At 55.7% G+C, this 18,487-nt stretch carries 18 protein-coding genes; 9 read left to right on the top strand and 9 right to left on the bottom strand.

The window, feature by feature from the left end; all coding sequences use genetic code 11:
* Positions 1–7: 7 nt before the first annotated feature.
* The 3 genes from cydB (at position 8) to fae (ending at position 1,948) form a co-directional block, all read left to right on the top strand.
* Complete coding sequence (cydB, locus tag ACH518_RS01455; protein ID WP_445371594.1) at positions 8–1,147, top strand: cytochrome d ubiquinol oxidase subunit II; 1,140 nt, start codon at positions 8–10, stop codon at positions 1,145–1,147.
* A 12-nt stretch (positions 1,148–1,159) separates the two neighbouring features.
* Positions 1,160–1,294 carry a cytochrome bd-I oxidase subunit CydX gene (cydX, locus tag ACH518_RS01450; protein ID WP_140912511.1) on the top strand — a complete coding sequence of 45 codons (135 nt, stop codon included), beginning with the start codon at positions 1,160–1,162 and terminating at the stop codon, positions 1,292–1,294.
* A 102-nt stretch (positions 1,295–1,396) separates the two neighbouring features.
* Positions 1,397–1,948 (top strand): formaldehyde-activating enzyme, encoded by a 552-nt coding sequence (gene fae, locus ACH518_RS01445; RefSeq protein ID WP_140912510.1) that lies wholly within the window; start codon positions 1,397–1,399, stop codon positions 1,946–1,948.
* A 23-nt stretch (positions 1,949–1,971) separates the two neighbouring features.
* Here the strand turns inward: fae and ACH518_RS01440 are convergent, their stop codons facing one another.
* Complete coding sequence (locus ACH518_RS01440; protein WP_445371593.1) at positions 1,972–2,886, bottom strand: LysR substrate-binding domain-containing protein; 915 nt, start codon at positions 2,884–2,886, stop codon at positions 1,972–1,974.
* Positions 2,887–3,160: 274 nt separating this feature from the next.
* Here ACH518_RS01440 and ACH518_RS01435 point away from each other — a divergent pair, with 274 nt between their 5' ends.
* Positions 3,161–4,804 carry a methyl-accepting chemotaxis protein gene (locus tag ACH518_RS01435; RefSeq protein WP_445371592.1) on the top strand — a complete coding sequence of 548 codons (1,644 nt, stop codon included), beginning with the start codon at positions 3,161–3,163 and terminating at the stop codon, positions 4,802–4,804.
* A gap of 593 nt (positions 4,805–5,397) precedes the next feature.
* Complete coding sequence (locus ACH518_RS01430; protein WP_445371591.1) at positions 5,398–6,168, top strand: ATP-binding protein; 771 nt, start codon at positions 5,398–5,400, stop codon at positions 6,166–6,168.
* On the opposite strand, the gene ACH518_RS01425 is transcribed toward ACH518_RS01430, so the two are convergent.
* Complete coding sequence (locus ACH518_RS01425) at positions 6,153–6,563, bottom strand: hypothetical protein (RefSeq protein WP_445371590.1); 411 nt, start codon at positions 6,561–6,563, stop codon at positions 6,153–6,155. The two genes, ACH518_RS01430 and ACH518_RS01425, sit on opposite strands and share 16 nt — an antisense overlap.
* A 101-nt stretch (positions 6,564–6,664) precedes the next feature.
* On the opposite strand from ACH518_RS01425, the gene ACH518_RS01420 reads away from it, so the two are divergent.
* Together ACH518_RS01420 and ACH518_RS01415 are read left to right on the top strand one after the other, a co-directional pair.
* On the top strand, positions 6,665–8,464 hold the full coding sequence (locus ACH518_RS01420) for a bacteriohemerythrin (RefSeq protein ID WP_445371589.1): 1,800 nt from the start codon (positions 6,665–6,667) through the stop codon (positions 8,462–8,464).
* Entirely contained in the window at positions 8,461–9,765 is a 1,305-nt protein-coding gene (locus tag ACH518_RS01415; protein ID WP_445371588.1) for an HD domain-containing phosphohydrolase, read from the top strand. Before ACH518_RS01420 ends, ACH518_RS01415 begins: the two co-directional genes overlap by 4 nt.
* A gap of 18 nt (positions 9,766–9,783) precedes the next feature.
* On the opposite strand, the gene ACH518_RS01410 is transcribed toward ACH518_RS01415, so the two are convergent.
* From ACH518_RS01410 to ACH518_RS01390, 5 genes are all read right to left on the bottom strand, one after another.
* Positions 9,784–10,323, bottom strand: coding sequence for a response regulator (locus ACH518_RS01410; RefSeq protein WP_278210587.1), 540 nt, complete (start codon positions 10,321–10,323; stop codon positions 9,784–9,786).
* A gap of 241 nt (positions 10,324–10,564) precedes the next feature.
* Entirely contained in the window at positions 10,565–11,020 is a 456-nt protein-coding gene (locus ACH518_RS01405) for an ankyrin repeat domain-containing protein (protein WP_445371587.1), read from the bottom strand.
* Positions 11,021–11,037: 17 nt separating this feature from the next.
* Positions 11,038–11,709, bottom strand: coding sequence for a hypothetical protein (locus ACH518_RS01400; protein ID WP_445371586.1), 672 nt, complete (start codon positions 11,707–11,709; stop codon positions 11,038–11,040).
* Positions 11,699–12,478, bottom strand: a complete 780-nt coding sequence (locus tag ACH518_RS01395) for a 4Fe4S-binding leucine-rich repeat protein (RefSeq protein ID WP_445371585.1) — start codon at positions 12,476–12,478, stop codon at positions 11,699–11,701. The genes ACH518_RS01400 and ACH518_RS01395 overlap by 11 nt, the downstream gene beginning before the upstream one ends.
* A gap of 2 nt (positions 12,479–12,480) precedes the next feature.
* The gene (locus ACH518_RS01390) at positions 12,481–13,035 is read right to left on the bottom strand and encodes a flavodoxin (protein WP_445371584.1); all 555 of its coding nucleotides are present in this window, start codon (positions 13,033–13,035) and stop codon (positions 12,481–12,483) included.
* Positions 13,036–13,316: 281 nt separating this feature from the next.
* Here ACH518_RS01390 and ACH518_RS01385 point away from each other — a divergent pair, with 281 nt between their 5' ends.
* Together ACH518_RS01385 and ACH518_RS01380 are read left to right on the top strand one after the other, a co-directional pair.
* Complete coding sequence (locus ACH518_RS01385; RefSeq protein ID WP_445371583.1) at positions 13,317–14,312, top strand: hypothetical protein; 996 nt, start codon at positions 13,317–13,319, stop codon at positions 14,310–14,312.
* A 175-nt stretch (positions 14,313–14,487) separates the two neighbouring features.
* A complete protein-coding gene (locus ACH518_RS01380) occupies positions 14,488–14,868 on the top strand; it encodes a hypothetical protein (RefSeq protein ID WP_140912496.1) in 381 nt (126 codons plus the stop codon).
* Positions 14,869–14,959: 91 nt separating this feature from the next.
* Here ACH518_RS01380 and ACH518_RS01375 read toward each other — a convergent pair whose 3' ends face one another.
* Together ACH518_RS01375 and glk are read right to left on the bottom strand one after the other, a co-directional pair.
* Positions 14,960–17,383, bottom strand: coding sequence for a sensor domain-containing protein (locus ACH518_RS01375; RefSeq protein ID WP_445371582.1), 2,424 nt, complete (start codon positions 17,381–17,383; stop codon positions 14,960–14,962).
* A 115-nt stretch (positions 17,384–17,498) separates the two neighbouring features.
* Complete coding sequence (glk, locus tag ACH518_RS01370) at positions 17,499–18,482, bottom strand: glucokinase (RefSeq protein WP_445371581.1); 984 nt, start codon at positions 18,480–18,482, stop codon at positions 17,499–17,501.
* Positions 18,483–18,487: the final 5 nt, after the last annotated feature.

Raw genomic sequence — 18,487 nt, 5'->3', positions numbered from 1 at the left:
GTAAACCATGTTCGATTATGAAACGATTCGTCTGATCTGGTGGCTATTCATCGGTGTCGTTGCCATCGCCTTTGCGGTGACCGAAGGCTTCGATTTCGGCGTCAGCGCGCTGTTGCCGTTCATCGGCAAAACCGATCTAGAGCGGCGGGTGGTGATCAATACCGTCGGCGCCACCTGGGAAGGCAACCAAGTCTGGCTGGTGCTGCTCGGCGGCGCCGTGTTCGCGATCTGGCCGGCGGTCTACGCCACGCTGTTTTCCGGCTTGTACGTGGCAATGCTATTGGTGTTGTTCGCGTTGTTCTTTCGCCCGGCCGGGTTCGATTACCGCAGCAAGATCGGCGATCCGCGCTGGCGCAACGCCTGGGATTGGTGCCTGTTTCTGGGCGGCACGCTGCCGCCTATTCTGCTCAGTGTGCTGGTCGGCAATTTGTTGCTGGGCTTGCCGTTTCATCTGGATCAAGATCTGCGGCCGTTTTACGACGGTTCGTTTTTTGCGCTGCTGAATCCGTTTGCCTTGTTGTGCGGTTTTGCCGGCTTACTGTTGACGCTGTTCCATGGCGCATTGTTTCTGAAATGGCGCAGCGAAGGCGCGATCCACCAACGGGCGACGGCCACCGTTGCGGCGTTGGGTCCTCTGCTACTAACGGCATTGGTCGTGATCACCGCCTGGGTGTTTTTGGCAATAGACCGGCCGGAAATCACGCAAATGGCCGCGGCCGATGCGCCTTCCAATCCGATGAACAAAACCGTTATCGCTCGCGGCGCCGGTTGGCTGCAGCATTTTAAAACCCACGCCTGGATGTGGCTGGCGCCGGCCGCCGGTTTCGGCGGCATCTTTTCGGCGTGGAAACTCGGCGCCGGCACAGCGCGGATGGCGGCGTTCTGGTCCAGCGCGCTGGGTATTGCCGGCATCGGTTTGACGGTCGGCTTCGGTCTGTTCCCGTTTTTGCTGATCTCCAAAACCGATCCGCGCTCCAGCCTGACCTTGTGGGATGCCAGTTCCAGTCATACCACGCTGCTGCTGGCATTCTGGATCACCGTGGTGTTCCTGCCGATCGTGCTGCTCTACACCCGTTTCGTGTACCGGGTGATCTGGGGCAGCGTCACCGAACAGACCGTTTTGCAAGATTCGCACACCCTGTACTAAGGAGAATGAACCATGTGGTATTTCGCTTGGATTTTAGGCGTCGGCTTCGCCGCCGCATTCGGCATCATCAACGCCATGTGGCTGGAATCGGTATGCGATATCGATAACCACGGCATCGACCAGTCGTGCGATAGCCTGCGCAAGTAACGTCGGCCGGAGGCGCGCGGCCCGCGCCTCCGCCTGCCTATTGCCGCGGGGGAGGCGGAGACATAGAATGCCGGCTCTGTTAACTGATTCCGAGGAGCCCCCATGTCAGATTCATATTGGTTTAGAACCGGCGAAGCCACCGTATTTTCCAGCGAGGGTCAAGGCACCGACGCGATGCCGGAAATCCTGATCGGCGACGTTAAAGGTCCGGCCGGCCACGCCTTCGCCAATCTGATGGGCCAAACCGCCGGCCACACCCGGATGTTCGCGATTCGCGCCACCAACCAGCAAGTGCGCCCGGCCACGATCATGGTGCCGAAAGTCACGATCAAATCCTCGGCCTACGTCAATCTGCTCGGCGGCCCGGTACAATCGGCCGTCGCCGACGCGGTGATCGACAGCGTCGCCGACGGCGTGATTCCGCGGCTGCAAGCCAATGAATTGTGCATCATCGCGATGATCTGGATCGATCCGTCTTGCGCCGACAACCCGAATCTGGACCGCAAGGACCTGTACCGCACCAACTACGAAGCGATGAAATTGGCGATCTCCAGAGCGATGAGCAACTCGCCCAGCATCGACGAGCTGATCGCCAACCGCCACAAAATCTTCCACGAAATGTACGATCCGGAGACCGGCGAGTCGCAGTGGTAAGCGGTTAGCACCACCGGCCGAAGTCAGGTCGCAGCGGTCGCGTCGATCTGGTCGGCGCGGTCGACTATCGCAGCCTTCTCGACCAGCCCGCTCAGTTGTCGAATCAACTCGCCGCGGGCACTGGTTTTGCGCCACACCAGGCCGATGGTGCGGCTGGGCGCCGGTGCCGCAAACCGGATGTAACGGATGCCCGGCTCGTGGCGCACCGCAATCTGCGGGATGAAGGTCACGCCGGTGCCGGCATGTACCATTTGCCGCAGCGTTTCCAGGCTGGTGGCGCGGACGTCCTGCTCTTCGTCGGCGCCGACGGTTTGGCAAACTTGCAAGGCATGGCCGCGCAGGCAATGCCCCTCGTCCAACAACAGCAAATGCTCGCCTTGCAAATCGGATTGTTCGACCACGCTGTTGAAGGCCAACGGATGGTTATCGGCTACCGCCAGCAAAAAATCGTCGTCGAACACAGCCTTGCTCTCCAGAAAATCTTCGTAAACCGGTAGCGCCAACAGCGCGCAGTCCATCTGCCCGCTTTTGAGTTGCTGTATCAACTGCTCGGTTTTCTCCTCCACCAGGATCAGCCGAATCCGCGGCAAGGCCTGTCTGATCAGCGGCACCAATTGCGGAAACAGGTAGGAAGCCACGGTGGGGAACGCGCCTAAGCGCAGATTGCCGGCCAGCGGATCCTGCGCCGTGGCGGCCAGTTCCTTGATAATCGCCTGTTCTTTCAGAATTCGTCTGGCCGAGGCGATGATGCGCTCGCCCAACTCGGTCGGCAGCACTTTTTTATTGGTGCGCTCGAACAACTGTATCCCCAGCTCGTCCTCCAGTTTCTTGATCTGGGTACTCAACGTCGGCTGGCTGATGCAGCAGCGGTCGGCCGCCTGCACGAAACTACGCAAATCGGCCACGGCAATCAAATAGTGCAAATCCCGTAAATTCACGTTTTCTCCATGTTTCGATTATTGCGCATCGTCCCAGCTGCACGTGGTACGTTGTACGTGTTACCCGTATGTCCGCGCCGCCAATTCTCCTACGGCGCCTATTCTAAATGACTGGAAATTATTGTTCAGTACTGGTGATCGGACGGTTTTTCGGCGTTTTGCGCAAAGGTCTGGTCTACTCTGTTAGACCGCTAGCAACATATTGGATACGGCGGTTGGAAAATCTGAAATTTCGGTAATACTGCTTTTTCAAAAAGTCGGTCAGGAGAGTTGTATGCTTAACCGTGTCGAAATCGGCAAACGCCTGAGCGCAGCGTTTTTTAGCGCCAGTTTTATTACATTACTAACCGGCATAAGCGGTATTTATTTTATCGATGTGGTCGGACATACTGGAGTCTATGTCGGAGAGGCTGCGGCGCCGCTGGTTGATGCAGTCATGGAATCGAAACTGCTCGCGACTGAAGCCCATTTGAAGTTCGAGGAAATTATGGGTGGCGATAACGCTGAGTCTATAGACAGCGTGAATCTGTTGATGGACAAATCTAGCTGGTTCCTGGAAGCAATAGCCCACGGCGGCGAAAGCGAAGAAGGCAAGTTTATAGCGGTAGAAAATCCGGCTACTCTGGCGCGAGTCGATGCGTCACGACAGAAACTTCAGGCCGTGCGCACCATGTTGGCCAGACGTTATGCCACACTGGGTCAAAATATCGGCGAAGACCAATTTCATAAGCTGGATGCGCAGTTCGACGCGGATTTCGAGGCGTTTATCGATGAAGTCGACCAGTTGGAAACTGCAATCCAGATCGACGTCAAGGATTCGCTAAAAAAATTGCACGACACCACGGAAGAAAGCAAATTGATACTGTCGGCTTTGATCGGTGCCGCTTTGATTAGCGCGCTCTTGCTCGGTCGGTTGACGACGCAATCGATTACGCAACCGCTGAGTCAATGTTTGCTGATTGCCAAGCAGATTCAGAACGGAGATTTGACTGCGAAAGTTGCGCCGCTGGGTGAGGATGAAATCGCCCAGCTACTGCTGGCTTTGGATACTATGCGGCGGCGTCTGCTGGATATTATCAGCGGTATAGCCGACAACGTGACAATGTTGAATCGGGCTGCCGAATCTTTGGCCTCGGCATCGTCTCAGAGCGAACGGGCTAGCGTAGTAGAGGCTGAAACATCGGAAATGATGGCGAATTCGGTAGAAAAGCTGTCACAGGCGATTGATCAGATCGGCCGGCAAGCGAAAACCGTGTACGAAGTGGCGGAACACTCCGGTAATCTTTCGCTCACCAGCGGTACTATAATCCAAGAGACGGCCAGTAAAATTACTGATGTAGCGGCTGCGGTGAAATCCACCGCCGTGACGATTCAGGAGTTGGAGGACTTTTCCGGCCAGATTTCCGGGATCGTCAGCATCATCGGCAGTATCGCCGATCAGACCAACCTGCTGGCGTTGAATGCGGCAATAGAAGCGGCTCGGGCTGGCGAACAAGGCCGCGGATTTGCGGTGGTAGCGGACGAAGTGCGCGCGCTAGCCAAACGAACGGCCAGTTCGACCCATGAAATTATCGATATGGTAGGCAAAATACAGGTCAATACCAAACATGCCGCGGAGGAGGTCGAATCGGGTGTCAGAAAAGTGAACGACGGTGTGGCGTTGGCGGGTAAGGCCGCAACGTCGATTACCGATATTCGCGATAGCAGCCATCATGTCAGTACTGCAATTGGTGAAATCACCGGCATTTTGGCAGACCAAGCCAACGCTACTCGCGAAATGGCGAAACGTATAAAAATGATCGCTGATAGCGCTGCCGACAACTGCAGTACTGCGGCAGGCGCGTCCCGCTCGGCGCAAGAATTGGCGCGTCTAGCGCAAAATCTCGAGCGCGTCGTTTCGGGGTTTAAAATCGTATGAGTCAAGACAGTGCAGCTTGGTTGACGCTTGATGCCAGTTTGCGGGTGACAACGAAACTGGATCGGTTCTACGTTAGCAAAGATTTGCACAGCCATCTGGTTTATCGGAATTTTTGTGCATATTGTTGTTGATATCTTGTGATGGCTGGAAAGCAGGCTTGTTTTTCAAAGACATTTGTCGCTTGCGTAGCATGTATCCTATCCCCCGCAGGTGCTAAAAAGCCGGAGTTGGGGGCGGGTGCGGTGGTAAACTGCACGAGATCGCCGAATTATACACAGAAACTGTGGAAAAAATTGTTGGCAACATATTGGTTATGTTGCTATGTTTTTGTTTTTAATTGGTTTCCGTTGGGTGGTTCGTTATTGGTCACACCTCAAATTCCCCGTCTAAAGCCAACAAAATCAGTAAAATTTTTAGTCCTATGGTCGAGCCTGACAGAAATGCACTGGTGATTCGAGTCTAGTCACAGAAGTTGTGGATAAGTCTGTTGGCAAACCGTTAAAAACCAAGCTAAGTGCCCGTCCCAACTAAACTGGCGTTAAATTGGCTAAAAATTATACAATCCGACTATCCCTTCAAACCTGAATTCGAACATGATCGATTGGAACAACACGTATGCAGCCATTTGGCGCCAGCGCCAGGAATATTTGCGGCCGGTTCGGCATATCGATCCGATCCGGCTGCAGCAACTGCTTGGCATCGAGTCGCAAAAACGGCAACTGGTCGATAACACTTTGCGTTTCCTGGCCGGTCTGCCGGCGAATAACGTTTTGTTGTGGGGCGCGCGTGGTACCGGCAAGTCGTCGCTGGTCAAGGCTTTATTCAACGAATACATGCACGAAGGTTTGCGTTTGATCGAAGTCGACAAACAGGATCTTTTGTATTTGCCGGAAATCGTCGACGACATTCGCGAGCATCGGCAACGCTTCATTATCTATTGCGACGACCTGTCGTTCGAGGCCGGGGACGGTCTTTACAAGCCGTTGAAAAGCGTGCTGGAAGGCTCGATCGAGCTGCCGCCGGAAAACGTGCTGTTTTACGCGACTTCGAACCGGCGCCATTTGCTGCCGGAACAGATGCGGGACAATCTCGATACTTTACTGGTGGACGGCGAGGTGCATTATTCCGATGCCGTCGAAGAAAAAATTTCGTTGTCGGACCGCTTTGGTCTGCGTTTGGGGTTTTATCCACAGCAGACCCAGACATATTTGGACATTGTCGACAGCTATTTCCCGGATTACCGCGGCGATCGCGAGGTGTTGCACAAGGCGGCTTTGGATTTTGCCCATACGCGCGCTGCTAAAAACGGCCGTACTGCCAAGCAATTTTTTAACAGCGTCAGCGACGGTCAGGCCGGGTTTTGATCGTCTCCGAGCCACTCGTGCAAGCGGTTGGGAGCACCCAGCATGAATTTGAGGATTTCGTTGCGGGCGGTTTCTGCCGCAATCCCGCGGGCGACTAAAGTCTGCAATAAACACTGGAATTGCTCGCGGCTGCGGTGGCCTGGGGCGGACATATCGCGCCGGCAACTGAATTCGTCCATTAGGGTGGAACCGCAGCGGCAATTGCGAAAAACTTCTACTACCGCCATGCCTTGATCGTCGACGAACGACTTTAACGATGAGCGGCCGCCGGGCATGTCGCCGGTTTCGCGGAAAAATTGTTCAGGCCCGCTAAAAACGCGGCCGCAGTTCGGACAGCGTTTCGGAAAAGCCGATTGCAGCAGGGCTTGCAGCCCTTCAAACGCTTCGATTTTCATGGTTTTTGCGATTGTCCTAAACATTCCTACGCAGCGGCATTGTGCCATAGCATAGGCGCGAGTAATATCCGAGTCTGTTATCCGAATGCGGACTCGCGCACATGAGCATTTTGACTTGGAACGATCAGTTACTCGTCGGCCTGGACAGCGTCGACCGCCAACATCAGAAGCTGGTGGAGTTGATCAACAAACTGGACGAACTGGTGGCGGTGGGCGGCGATAGCGATGTTTTAGTCGCCACGGTCGGCGATCTGGCGGATTACACGGCCTATCATTTCCGCCATGAAGAAGAACTGATGGCAGCCGCCAATTTCAACCCGGAGCTGTTTGCCAAACACAGCGAGGAGCATCGCGAGTTCGTCGACAAAATCCGGAGTGTACAGCTGGACGCGGAGCGCGACCGGTCGGCGATTTCCGGGGATTTGTTGGATTTTTTGGTCGATTGGCTCTGCCATCATATTTTGAAGACCGACAAACTGATGGGTATCAGTTTGAGCAAAGGCGTCGATGCCGCCCGGATCGAAATCGACCGCCACGAACATCTCGGCGTGCTACACAGTAATCTTTATTCGGCGCTGCGGGAGAGCGAGGAGCGCTTCAAGGATCTGGCCGATAATTTGCCGGCTCTGATTTGGATTACCAACGCCAAACACATGCCGATATTTTGCAACCGGTTCTGGTTCAAAACCTTCGGTTTGCACAGCGGCAGGCTGGAGAAACAACAATGGATGAACGTGATCCACCCCGAAGATCGGGAGCAGGTCATGGCGGCGTACAGCAAGGCGGCCGGCGAAAAAACCAAGCTCAAGATCGAATACCGTTTGCTGGCTGATGGCGGCAAAGTGAGCTGGATTCTGGAGACTACCGCTCCCCGCGTGCGCCGTAACGGCGAGTTCGCCGGTTTGATGGGTTGCGGTATGGATATTACCCTGCGCAAAAAAGCCGAAGCCGCGCTGGCCAAACTCAACCACCAACTGGAGGAGCAAGTCGCCGAGCGGACCCTGGAACTGACCGTCGCCAACCAAACCCTGGAGCAGGATAAGAACCGGCTGATCCAGCTCAACCTGCAATTGCAGGAAGCGCAGTCGCATTTGGTTCAAGCCGAAAAAATGGCATCGATAGGCCAATTGGCGGCCGGCGTCGCGCACGAAATCAACAATCCGCTCGGCTATATTTATTCCAACCTGAATACGTTGAAAAATTACATTGACGAGTTGGCGTCTGCGGCCACTCTGGCCGAGCGCTTGGCCGGCAATCTGCCCGAGAACCATCCGGTCGCGGCCGAATTTCGCGCCTTTAAAAGCCGGGTCGATCTGGATTTCATCAAAACCGATGCCGGCGATTTGGTTAAAGAATCGTTGGAGGGCGCGACCCGCGCTAAAAACATCGTCCAGGATTTACGCGATTTCTCCCGGATCGACCGGCAGAATCAGGCCATATTCGACCTGGAGGCCGGTTTGGACGCCACCTTGAATATCGTCAACAACGAACTGAAATACAAAGCGGCCGTGGTTAAAGATTACGGCGGGGTCAAACCGTTTCTCTGTGTCGGCGCTCAGCTTAACCAAGTGTTTATGAATCTGCTGGTCAACGCCGCTCAGGCCATTGCGGATTTCGGCAAAATCACCATTCGCACCGGTTATCGCGATGCCGATATGGTGTTCGTCGAAATCGCCGATACCGGCAGCGGCATGAGCGACGAAGTCAAAGCCAAAATCTTCGATCCGTTTTTTACCACCAAGCCGGTCGGGAAAGGTACCGGTCTCGGCTTATCGCTGTCCTATAAAATTATCAAAGACCACCAGGGCGAAATCCAGGTCGATTCGGTTCAGGGCCAAGGCACGGTTTTCCGGATTTTCCTGCCGCTGCAACCCGCCACCTTAGCGCCTAAATTGCCATGAACGAGACAAGCCCAGCTACAGCCGCGCAACTATTGTTCGTCGACGACGAGCCGAATGTGCTGAAAGCCTTGAAGCGGTTGTTCCGCTCGGCGGAATACAGCGTGCACTTGGCCGAAAGCGGTGCTGCCGGCCTGGATATTCTGCAGTCGCAGCCGATCGATTTGATCATTTCCGATATGCGCATGCCGCAAATGGACGGCGCCGAATTTTTGAGCCGGGCCGCCGCAAGCTATCCGGACACGCTGCGGATTTTGCTGACCGGCTATGCCGATATCGAATCGACCATCGCTGCGGTCAACAACGGCAAGATTTATAGCTATTGCAGCAAGCCGTGGGAAGACAACGAACTGAAAATCCTGGTGAACAACGCATTGGAGCAAAAGCGCTTGCGCGAGGAGCGCCTGCGCCTGTTCGCGATCGTCGAACGCCAGAACCGGGAGCTGAAGGATCTCAATGCCAGCCTGGAGGAAAAAGTCGAGAAGCGGACCGAACAGCTGAAGAAATCGCTGCAGGTGATCGAACAGGCCAACGAATCGTTGAAACGGCAATACCACGAGTCGGTTAAAGCGTTTGCCAAGATCATCGAAATGCGCCCCGGTATCAAGAGCGGCCATGCCAAATACATCGCCGAACACGCCAAAGACGTTGCCCAGCGCCTGGGCATGCCGCCGGCAGAGGTCAGAAACGTGGTGTTTGCCGGGCTACTGCTGCAAATCGGCAAAATGAGCTTGCCGGATAGTCTGCTGACGCTGTCGCATTTTGCGATGAACAGCCAGCAGCGCAAACGCTATTTGAACCATGCTCTGGAAGGCTCTCATTTGTTGGCCGGCATCGAGCCGTTGCAGCAGGCGGCGGAACTGGTCAGTCACCAGTACGAATATTACGACGGTTCAGGGTATCCGGCCGGTCTGTCCGGCGCGGCGATACCGCTAGGCAGCCGGATTCTGACGGTGATTCGCGAATACATCTCGATGCTTGACGGCACTATCACCGGCAGCACAATGAGCACCGACCAAGTCAAGCAGCGCTTGCAATCGAAAAAAGGCAGCCATTACGATCCGCAGGTGGTCGACGCTTTTCTGGCGCTATTGGACGAAACCAGTACTCACGACGAGCGGCCGGTCATCGAAATTTCCTGGACCCAATTGCAAGCCGGCATGGAAGCGGCCGAAGTGTTATGCAACGACGTGCTGTATCTGAAAGACCAAATCCTGACCGAGAAACATGTCGAAGACATCCTCGGTCTGCGCAAGCACGGTAAGAATCTGGTGTTGCGGGTTAGGCTGGGGCAGGGCGGCTAGCGCTGAATCCGGCCGTGATCACTCCAGATCGGTGTCGTCCAGGATAATCGAACCGTCCGCGGCCCAGTTGACTTTGGTAATTCCCGGTTCCTCGGCTTCCAGCGCGCGAATCAGCGCATCCTTCTCGTCCAACAGTTTTTGCTGAGCCCGCACCTGGTCCGCCAGCGCGCGGTTCTCCAGTTGCATGCGTTTGTGCGCCAAGCCGCTCTCAACCACATGGACGATTTCCACATTGCTCCAAGGCTTGTTGATGAAACGGAATACTTCCGCTTCGTTGATGGCATGTTGCGCACCTTCCAGATCGGCAAAACCGGTCAGGACCACCCTAACGGCGTCCGGCTGCAGACGTTTGAACAAAATCAGGAAATCGATGCCGTTGACGCCGGGCATCCGGTAATCGGAAATCACCAGATCGAAATGCTGCTGCCGCGCAATCTGCAACGCTTCATCGGCAGTTTCGGCCGTGACCGTGTCGTAAGCCTTGAGTAAGCGCACCAAGGCTTTAAGGACGTTGGCTTCGTCGTCGACGATCAAAATCTTAGCGGGACTCGTATTCATAGCGGGCTGCCATCGGAAAGCTGTCTCAATGGCGATAGTCTGGCACGGAACGCGCGCCGCGCAAGTTTCTGGACCGTAAACTGCGGTGGAGCTGTAAACTTTTCTGAGCGGCTGGGCTTAGATCGTTCCCGCCGCTTGACCTTGCGACGAAATCTCTCTCGACGTTCCCGGTTCAGTCTGCTCAGGCTTGCGGGGCAGGCAGAGCAGGTGCTTTGCGTTGAGTCAATGCGAAGTTTCAGGCTCAGTTGGTGCAACTGCCGCGGCTGATATCGCGCAGTATTTGCAAACACTGGCGATTGGCGGCTAGATCCAGCGCGCTGAAATCGTCCTCGGTGGTCAAGCGCCAATTGGCGCCGGCAGCCAACAGTTGGGCGACTATGCGCTGTTTGCCGGCGGATGCGGCGTAAATCAGCGCGGTCGAACCGCTGGGATTCTGGTAGTCGATGTCGATGCCGGCTTGTAGCAGTAGCTCGACGCACTCGGCGGATTCTGCAAAACATGCGGCCCACAGGGCATTGTTGCCGTAGGCGTCGCATACGCCGAGATCTGCGCCGAGGTCGCGGATCAGATGCAGCAGCATGTCGCCGCGGCCTTCACGCGCCGCGATGATCAGGGCATGTTCGCCGCGGCCGTTGACCGTTACCTCGGAAAATGGGGCGAAGCCGCGTTGTTCCAGCCATTGTTCGAATGGAGTCACTTTTACTACCTCGCGGTTCAGATTAACGACGGCCGATGTAGCAGCGATAGGTGGCCGCTGCCTGCGGTGATCAGGCCGTCCATTAGTTCCCGGCGCGCGGCGGCGCCTTTTCCGCGTAAATAGGACAGTTCGGCGCCGGTCAGCAAGGTGATTGCAATCAAGCTGATTTGGCCGCCGGGCAAGATGGCGGTGCCGGTGGGAACCTGACTCAACAGCGCGCCGATCCGGCCGCGGCCGTCTTTGATGTGGTCGATATTGAATTCCAGCGACAGCGGTTCGCCGGACACCAGTTTTTCGCAAAGTACCGGATGACCGGCCAGGGTATGGCTGACTTCGGCCGTCAGCGGGAAAAGCCAACTGTCCGCCAAGGCGTTGAGCGGTTTGTCGTTGCGTATGCCGGAGTCGGGGCTTTCGACGAAGACTTCCAAGCCCAGGCCGGTTTCCGGTCGGTAGCGTTCCACCCAGGGGTCGGACAGACCGTCGGAAATCACGCAGGCATTGGCGCCATGCCGCGCTGCCAGCCAAGCGGCGCCAGCCGGCCATTCCGGGCCGTCGCTCATCGGGCCCATCAACGAGGTCAACGACGCCAAGTCCGACTCGAACAGCCGACCCAGTGCGGCGTGTCTGGCTTCGCTGGCCAAGCGTAGCCGGTCGGCGTAAGTCAAACCAACCAGAAATTCAGCGCTCATTGGATGTCTGCCGTTCGGGTTGACTGGCAATGCGTTCTTTGGCGATTTCACTAACTTCCGGGTCCGGATCTTCTGTTAATCGCGTGAGCAGGTCGTCTTCGGCGCGCAACGCCACTTCGTAACGGACGGTCCAATCCGGGTCGCGGCTGAGCAAGGCCAAGTCCTCGATTTCCATACGTTGGGCGACGATACGGCGGATGTTGGTTTCCTTGTCTTCGGCCATCAGACCCAGGCTGACGCTGGGGATGCGTTCGGCGACGATGCGTCGCACTTCGGTGTCCGGGTCGGCCACCAAGCGGAACAGGCGGCCTTTGGGCAAGCGCTTGGCTACGTACACCCGCACCAGATAGTCCGGATCGTCGGCCATCAATTCCAATTGAGTTTCCGGCAGCCGGTCGGCGACCGTGACCCGCACTTCGCGGTCACTATCCTGGCGCAACTCCAGTAGCCAGTCCAAAGGTACCCGGTAGGCCAGTACTCGGCGGACCGCCTCGTCAGGATCGTTCAATAATGGCCGCAACATATTGGTCGGCAGATAACGGGCGGCAATGGCGCGGCGTTCCCAGAAGTCGTCGGTAATATACTGGCCGGCCAGACCGGGGTGCCGTTTCAGAAAGCGGTCGATTTGGCGGCCGCTGTGGGCGCGGATGCAGGTGTCGCCGGGTTTGCAGCCGCCGTCAGCCAGTAAAGTGTCCCGGTATTCGCAACGGCTGCAGTCGGCCAGCGGCGTTAAATCCGGGTCTTGCGCTTCGGTACTGTACATCGCCATCGTTACGCCGCTTCGGCCATGACCGGCAATAATTGCGGTGTAATTTGCGCCAGCCAGAGCCGCAGCCGGTCGTCGGTCAAATGGGCTTGGGTGCGCTGGTCCAGTACCAGCCCGACGAACTCGCCGTCGATGATGGAGTCGGAATGCTCGAAACGGTAACCTTCGGTGTTCCAGCGGCCGACGATATCGGCGCCGTAGCCGTAAAACACCCGGTACAGTTGAATCAAGGAGCTGGCGAAGCGGGAGGCGTAGCGTTCCTGATGACCCAGGCCGAACAGGGCCACGCGTTTGCCGGTAAAGCCGTGACCGTCCAGATTGCCGACGAATTCATGCCAGCTGCGTTCCTGGCAGCCGGCAGCGAGGCCGGGCAAATCGCCGATGCCGTAACTGGGCGTGCCGAGGATCAGCGCGTCGTATTTCAGCAAGTCCTCGGGGCTGGCGCGGTTGATGTTTTTCGGTTTGTCCGCCAGTTCTTCGCCTAACAGGCTGTATATCTTTTTAGCGACCAGCCGGGTGCTGCCGGTGTCGGTGCCGAAAAAAATGCCGATTTTGCTCATAGATCACCTGTAATGGAATGTGCCGAACCCGGCTTTGCCGCCGTTTGTGAAACTGCAGCAAATATCGGTCCAGGTGGCTTGATAGGTTTGGTTGCGATGTTTTTCTTTTTATATCAATGGGATGGGTTTTGTGGTTCGGCAGGGCTGGTCGAAACGGTGCGGTTAAGGCGACAATTGCTCTGAAAATGGGCCGATTCGCGACATTGTTGCTATAGTTGCGGCGTTAGTTGGATGCCGGTTTGGCCCCGGCAATAAATGGAAATCGTCAGGAAGGTTTAGTTATGGCAATTCTGCGCTGCAACCATTGCGGCTATCTCAGAGAAGTTTCTCAGGAACACGTGGGTAAGACAGTGAAATGCCCGGTGTGCGAACAGGCGGCGGTTATTTACGAGAGCGTCGAATTCATCAAGAAATTAATCGATAAGTACGGCGCCTTATTGGCGAAATACCGGGAATTGGAGGCGGCGCAGAATATACCGCCTGCGGCGGAAGCTCCGAAATATTTGCCTAAAGACGAAGAGCTGGATTTGCATAACACTGCGGTAATGACCAACAGCATGCAGTACAAGCCGGTGATCCAATGGTTCGAACGCAAGCATATCCAGGTCGAAGTCGATCACGATGCACTTGATACCCAAGGGTTTTTCGATGAGATTGCGGTGGAGCTGGGCGACAATTTTCCGGTTTTACAGCAGGTGCTGGACAAGATACGCAAGGCTCAACGTAATAGTTATACCTCGGTAGTGTTGAATTTAAGCAACCACAGCCAGAACGATATTAAAACCATTACCGGGTTTTGCCGAAACCTGTACGAATTTTCGTTTTTGGCCAAATATTTTTATAACAAGAATGAAAAGCGGGCATATTTAACCTTGCAGACCGTCCCGGCAATCGCCGGTTTTTTTAACGGCGAATGGTTGGAATGGTACGCGTTTATGAAATTGCTTAAATATTGTTACGAAAGCAAAGGCCTATTTTCCTGTCTGCGCAGTTTCAATATTCAATTTGCCAATGAAGATAAATATGAAGTGGACATATTTTTTCTAATTAATAGCCGGATTCCGCTGTTCATAGAGTGCAAATCCGGCGAGTTTCGGCCCTTCATCGACAAATATGTCAGGATGCGGCGTCGGCTGGAGATTGCCAAGGAAAACTTCCTGTTGCTGGTGTTGGGCGTTAGCGACGAGCAGGCGCAAGGCTTGACTAAGATGTATGAGATCACGTTCGTTAACGAAACCGGATTTATCAGACATATTAGCGGTTTGTTGGACGGGTAATATATTCCGCTTTATATTTGTGGTATTAAGGTTTTTCGATTTTGCCGATATTTGCAAAATTCATGATAGTATGAGAGGGCTTGAACAAGCAGCCGGATTAAAATATACAGTCATAATATTGTAATTTTAGTGTGGTAATTAGAAACACCTTAAATACCAATTGATTAGGAATCTTATGAATATCGTTAAAAAAACCTTGGCTTCATTTTTGGTGATTGCCGCTGCGTTGGTTTCCACATCCGCCAATGCGAATAGCGCCGGCGACGCTAAAGTGCGTGCCGCTGCCGAAGGCACCGTAGCCAAAGTCGAGGAAGCGGTCGGTTTGTTGGACAAGGGCGCCGACAAAGCCGAAGTGTTGAAAGCGCTGGGCGAAGTGCGCCAGTTGCAAAAAGAATTCCGTTACGAGCAAACCGAGCGTTTGCGCCAAAAAGCCGGTGACAAATTGAAAGTCGCCCGCGACGAAATCGAAAAAGGCGACGCTAACGGTTCCGCATCGTTGAAAGCTACCCTGGAACTGTATAAAGAAATGTTGAAAATCTATCTGGCCGCCCACTAAGCTGCCAGCCGCTTTGCCGCCGGGCTTGTCTGTTCGGCGGTAATCCCCGGCAGCGGCTGTTTTGCCGCACGCCTCTCCTGATTTGTCGTTCTCAATCCAGCGTCTCGGCTAACAGACGTTCGAAATCTTCTGCCGGCAGCGGTCTGGCAAACAAATAGCCTTGGCCGTAATCGCAACCGGCGGCTGTCAGCAATTCGCGTTGATTGCTGGTCTCGATACCTTCCGCGACTACCTTGATCCCCAATTTATGGGCCATGACGATGATGGCCTCGCACAGCGCCAGATCGTCGGAGCCGGCCGCCAGATTGCGAACGAAGCTTTGGTCGATCTTGATGTAATCGATATCGAATTTTTTCAAATACGACAAGGACGAATAACCGGTGCCGAAGTCGTCCAGCGAGACCTGGATGCCGGCGTCGCGAAAGGCTAATAGTTGTTCGGCGACGCTGCCGCTGGCTTCCAGCAACAAGCCCTCGGTAATTTCGACGACGATGCTGTTGCCTGCCAGATTCAGGGCTTGCAACTGTTCCCGCCAGTCGCGGTGGCTGTCGCGCTCGTTGCGGAACTGCACCGGCGACTTATTGATGCTGATTTGAAAGCGCGAGTCGATCGAAGCCCGCCAGGCGAGAATTTGTTTGGCAGCCTGTTGAAACGTCCAATTGCCGATTTGGCTGATGAGTCCGGTTTCCTCGGCAATCGGGATGAACTCCGACGGGCTGATGACGCCGCGTTGCGGATGATGCCAGCGAATCAAGGCTTCCGCTTTGCTGACCCGGCCGCTGGCGAGTTCCACGATAGGTTGGTAGCACAAATAGAATTGGCCCTCGGCCACGGCATGGCGCAAATCGTTGCTCAGACGCAGCCGGGATTGCGCGGCTTGCTGCATTGCCGGGATGAAAAAACAGTACTGGTTGCGACCCTGGCGTTTGGCCGCGTACATCGCTTGGTCGGCATGCTTCAGCAGCGAGTTGAGATCGCCGGCGTCGTCCGGGAAAAACGCAATGCCTATGCTGGTCGAGATGTAGGCGACTTCGTTACCCAGCTCGAAACATTCGGTCATCCGGTCCAGCAGGCCCAGCGCGATGCGCTCCACGTTACTGGGTTCGCCGACCTCGCCGAGGATGACGGTAAATTCGTCGCCGCCCAGCCGGGCGACCGTGTCGGTTTCGCGCACGCTGGCGACAATGCGCTGGGCGGCGATTTGCAGCAAACGGTCGCCCATGTCGTGTCCCAAGGTATCGTTTACTTCCTTGAACAAATCCAGGTCGATAAACAAGACTGCCAGCCGGCTGTGTTCACGCGTGGCCTTTTTGATGGCGTGGCCCAGGCGCTCGTGAAACATACGCCGATTGGGCAGTTGCGTCAGCGGGTCGAAGTTGGCCTGCTGCCAGATCAAGCCTTCGGCCTGTTTCTTTTCGGTAATATCGGAGAACAAGGCCATACGCCGGTGGACCTGGCGGTTGGCGTCGAATATGGTATTTACGGTCAAGGCTTTGGCGAAAGTCTCGCCGTTTTTGCGTTTGTCCCAGACTTCGCCGCGCCAATGGCCGTCGCTGCGGATTGCTTGCCACATCGCATCGCTGTGAACGCCGCGGTTCAGCAGGCCGATGTGTTTGCCGACCACCTCGTCCGACTCGTAGCCGGTAATGGCGGAAAACGCCGGATTGATGGTCAGAATGCGGTCTTCGGCGTCGGCCAGCAGCATGGCCTCGCTGCTGTGTTGGTAAATTAACGCGGCTTGTTGCAAGGCTTCTTCGACCCGCTTGCGCTCGCGGATGTCGCGGACGATTGCCAGGTTGTAGCCGACGTTGCCGTATTCGAAATAATTGGCGACCACTTCCACCGGTAAAATCTCGCCTTGTTTGGTCTGGTGCAAGGTCTCCAGCGTTACCGAGCGCCGGCTTTTCAGTTCCTGCCAGTGTTTGCCCCAAACCGCTTTCGGAAACAAAGGGTCGATGTCGAACACGCGCATTTGCAACAATTCGCGGTGGCTGTAACCCAGGGTTTTGCAGGACTGGTTGTTGACGTACAGAAAGTGGGCGTCTTCCGCGATCAAGTAGGCGCTGTCCTGCATCTGGTCCATGCCGAAACTGAGCTGGGCCAGACGTCGGCGCGAGTTTTTTTGCTCGGTGACGTCGCGGAAACTCCATATCCGACCGTGAATTTCGCCGTCGGCAATTTGCGGCTGGTAATAGCTCTCGACGACGCGACCGTCTTTCAGTTCCAGTTCTTGGTAATGCTGTTGTTTCGAATTGCGGTAAATGTCGTCGACCCGGCGCAGAAATTCGTCGGCTTGTTTCAATTGGCCGAAAATGTAACGCAGCGATTCCGCAGCGTCGCCGACGTTCAAGCTGTCGTCGGTTATCCGCCAAATCCGCTTGAATTGTGGATTAAATGCCGCGACCTGCCCGGCGGCATCGACAACCAGGATGGCATCGGCTGTGGAGTCGAGCGCGGCTTGCAGAACCGCAATCGATTGGATTAGCCGGCTTGTGGCCTGCTCTGATGGAGCCATATCGGCGGATGGATGCGGCGCGAAATTCCGGTGAACCTGAAACATGAACGAATTGATTAAGCTTGGCCGAACCGGCGGGTTTGGCAGGAACCAGTGGCCACATCCGCCAATGGCTTTAGCCCGCGGCGTAGTAGTGCATGGCTCCCAATAGCGGTGTGCGTGGGTTCAACGCCAGTTTGACCGGTACTTTGGATAACATGGCTTGAAACCGGCCTTTGGCGACGAAGGCCTGCAGAAACTCGCCTGACTCCAGGATCGGGCGGATTTTCGGACCGATGCCGCCGCCGATGAACACGCCGCCCGAGGCGAAGGCTTTCAGTGCCAGATTGCCGGCCTCGGTGCCGTAAAGTTCGGCGAATAGGCGCACGGTTTCCCGGCAGACCGGGTCTTCGCCGTCCACGCCCAGCCGCGAAATCAGGGCGTTGCGGTCGACGCCGGCGGCATCGGCCGCGGCCGGAACCACCGGGCAGGGTGGGGCGTAGCGGCTATCGACCAGAAAGTCGTAAATATTGCTGAAGCCGAGACCGGACAGGACCCGTTCCCAACTGACATGGGCCGGATACTTTTGCCGCAAATAGGCCAGCAAGCGATCTTGTTGCGGGTTTTGCGGTGCGAAATCGCAATGGCCGCCTTCGGTGGCAATGGGGTGGTACTTGTTACCGTCCCAATGCAGAATGGCTTCGCCGAGGCCGGTGCCGGCGGCGATCACGGCGATATTCCCGGTTTGGGCTTCGGCGTTGGGATTCAGTTCGATAAAGTCTTGCGCCTGCAAATGCAGCATGCCGATCGCCATCGCTTCCAGATCGTTGAGCAATTTGACCCGCTCGGTTCCCAGGCGTTGCTTCAACTCGGCGCCGTCCAGCAGCCAGGGCAGGTTGGTGGTCTGGCAACGCTGGTTCAGTACAGGGCCGGCGATGCCGAAACAGGCGGCTGACACCTTGCCGGAACCGTTCAGAAACAGATCCAGAATTTCGTCGAAGCTGGCGAATTCGCCGCTGGCGAAGGTTTGTTCGCGCAGGCAGTTCAACGAGCCGTCGCCCAGGGTTTCGATTAAGGCCAGAACCGTTTTGGTTCCGCCGATGTCGCCGGCTAGAATCATAATGT

The organism is Methylomonas sp. HW2-6, from assembly GCF_052474525.1.
This window is presented reverse-complemented; position numbering and strand designations above follow the sequence as displayed.